Source organism: Microbacterium sp., assembly GCF_047972865.1.
Taxonomy (GTDB): Bacteria; Actinomycetota; Actinomycetes; order Actinomycetales; family Microbacteriaceae; genus Microbacterium.
Window position 1 is genome coordinate 1 of sequence record NZ_JBKEAY010000004.1, and the last position, 2,000, is coordinate 2,000.

Genomic DNA, 2,000 nt, shown 5'->3' on the forward strand with positions numbered 1-2,000 from the left:
CTCGACTTCCTCGTGGACGTAGAACACCCACGTGATGTCGCGTGCGGGGGCCACGAGCGCCCGCGCGATAGACAGCATGACCGCGACGCCTGCCTTCCTGTCGACGGTGCCGCGGCCCCACAGGGTGGCGCCGTCGACGTCCCACCGGCCGGGAACATTGTGCTTGATGGGCACCGTGTCCAGGTGCCCGGCGATCACGACCCGCTCGGCCGCGCCAGTCTCGGTGCGTGCAATCAGCGCGTCTCCATCGCGGGTGATGCTCAAGTGCGGGGCCTGCCCACGCAGCGCGGCCTCGACCGCGTTGGCGATGGCCTGCTCGCCTCCAGAGACCGATGGAATGTCGACGAGGTGCGCCGCGAGTTGCTCCACGGGGGCGGTGAGGTCCAGGTCATAAGAGTCGGCAAGCGTCATGCTGTCACCCTATCGATGCGAGTTCGCTCGCTTCTGTCCCGCGCCCATGGCGCGCCTAGCTGTACCGGGCCAGGACATTGGTGTCAGTGCTCGAGTTGTGAACAGGAGAACCTCCGGGCTTAGTGGAGATGTCTGACGTCTTCACAACCCGGAGGTTCTCGTGTCCCACGCCAACGCTCGTTTGACTGTTCATGGCCGGCGTCTGATCGTTGAACGCCACCGTCAGGGCTGGCCCCAAGCCCATATCGCGAAGGCGATGGGTGTCTCTCGCAAGTGCGTCCACACGTGGATCGTCCGGTTCGAGACCGAGGGCGAGACCGGCCTGATTGATCGCAGCACCCGACCGCACCACAGCCCGACACGAACAGCGGCTGACATCGAAGCGCGGGTTCTCGAGCATCGACGTGCCTGTCGTCAGGGGCGTGACGGCATCGCAGCAGATCTGAGCGTGGCTCCACGCACCGTCTCACGCATCCTGGCCCGCCACCACATGCCCCACCTGGCCGATCTTGACCCCATGACCGGCGAGATCATCCGCACCTCGAAGACCACCGCAGTGCGTTACGAGCGTGAACGGCCAGGCGAGCTGGTCCACATGGACGTCAAGAAACTCGGACGCATCCCCGACGGAGGCGGCTGGCGGGCCCACGGCCGCGGCGATGGCAGCCGTAACCGCAAGACCGGCACCGGCTACGACTACGTTCACTCCCTCGTCGATGACCACTCCCGCCTGGCCTACTCCGAGATCCTCGACGACGAGAAAGGACCGACCTGTGCCGCGTTCCTCGAGCGCGCCCTGGGCTACTTCGCCGACCACGGCATCACCCGCGTCGAGCGTCTCATGACCGACAACGCTTGGGCCTACCGCTACTCGCTCGGCGGTGTCTGTGCCGACCACGGCATCGTCCAGAAGTTCATCCGACCCCACTGCCCGTGGCAGAACGGCAAGGTCGAACGCCTCAACCGCACCCTGGCAACCGAATGGGCCTACCGGCAAATCTTCACCTCGAACGACGAACGAGCAGCGGCTCTGGCACCCTGGATCGAGTACTACAACACCCGACGTCGCCACCAAGCCCTGAACGGACTCCCACCGATCAGCCGACTGCGACCAATGTCATGACCGGGTACAACTAGAGCCAGATCACAGCGAGCGCGACGGCGCCCGCGACGGCGAGCACGCACGCCACGGTGAACGTGACGACTGCCACGCGCGCCGTGCGGCGGCCCCGGCGTCGCACCGAGGTCATCGCAGGAGCGGCCGCGCGCGTCGCGGCCGGCCCTTCTTCCACCGCTGCTGGGGGCGCAGACACTTCGGGGATGTCGCGAGCGACGTAGGTCTCGACCGCGCCGGGCCCGACTGCGGGCTCGGCGCGAGGCGCGAAGCCCTCGACGACGGGAGGTTCCGCGATGCCGCGACGGCGAGCCGCCCCGGGGAGAGTGAGCGACGGCTGCGGTTTGGCGCGGTCAACCACGGCAGTGCGGTCGTCGGGTGCGGGGCGGTCGACGACGCGGGTGTGGTCGTCTTCGTCACTCGGGCCGGGTGCGGGGCGGTCGACGACGCGGGTGTGGTCGTCTTCGTCACTCGG

At 67.6% G+C, this 2,000-nt stretch carries 2 protein-coding genes and 1 pseudogene; 1 reads left to right on the forward strand and 2 read right to left on the reverse strand.

Features of this window, described 5'->3' with window-relative positions:
- Positions 1-411, reverse strand: a 411-nt coding sequence (locus ACK5KK_RS00195) for a M20/M25/M40 family metallo-hydrolase (protein WP_416888078.1), incomplete at its 3' end; no start/stop codon positions are given.
- 160 nt (positions 412-571) lie between these two features.
- Here ACK5KK_RS00195 and ACK5KK_RS00200 point away from each other — a divergent pair.
- Positions 572-1,534 carry an IS481 family transposase gene (locus ACK5KK_RS00200; RefSeq protein ID WP_416888079.1) on the forward strand — a complete coding sequence of 321 codons (963 nt, stop codon included), beginning with the start codon at positions 572-574 and terminating at the stop codon, positions 1,532-1,534.
- A gap of 10 nt (positions 1,535-1,544) precedes the next feature.
- Here ACK5KK_RS00200 and ACK5KK_RS00205 read toward each other — a convergent pair.
- Positions 1,545-2,000 (reverse strand): annotated as a pseudogene (locus ACK5KK_RS00205) (hypothetical protein); the annotation flags it as partial.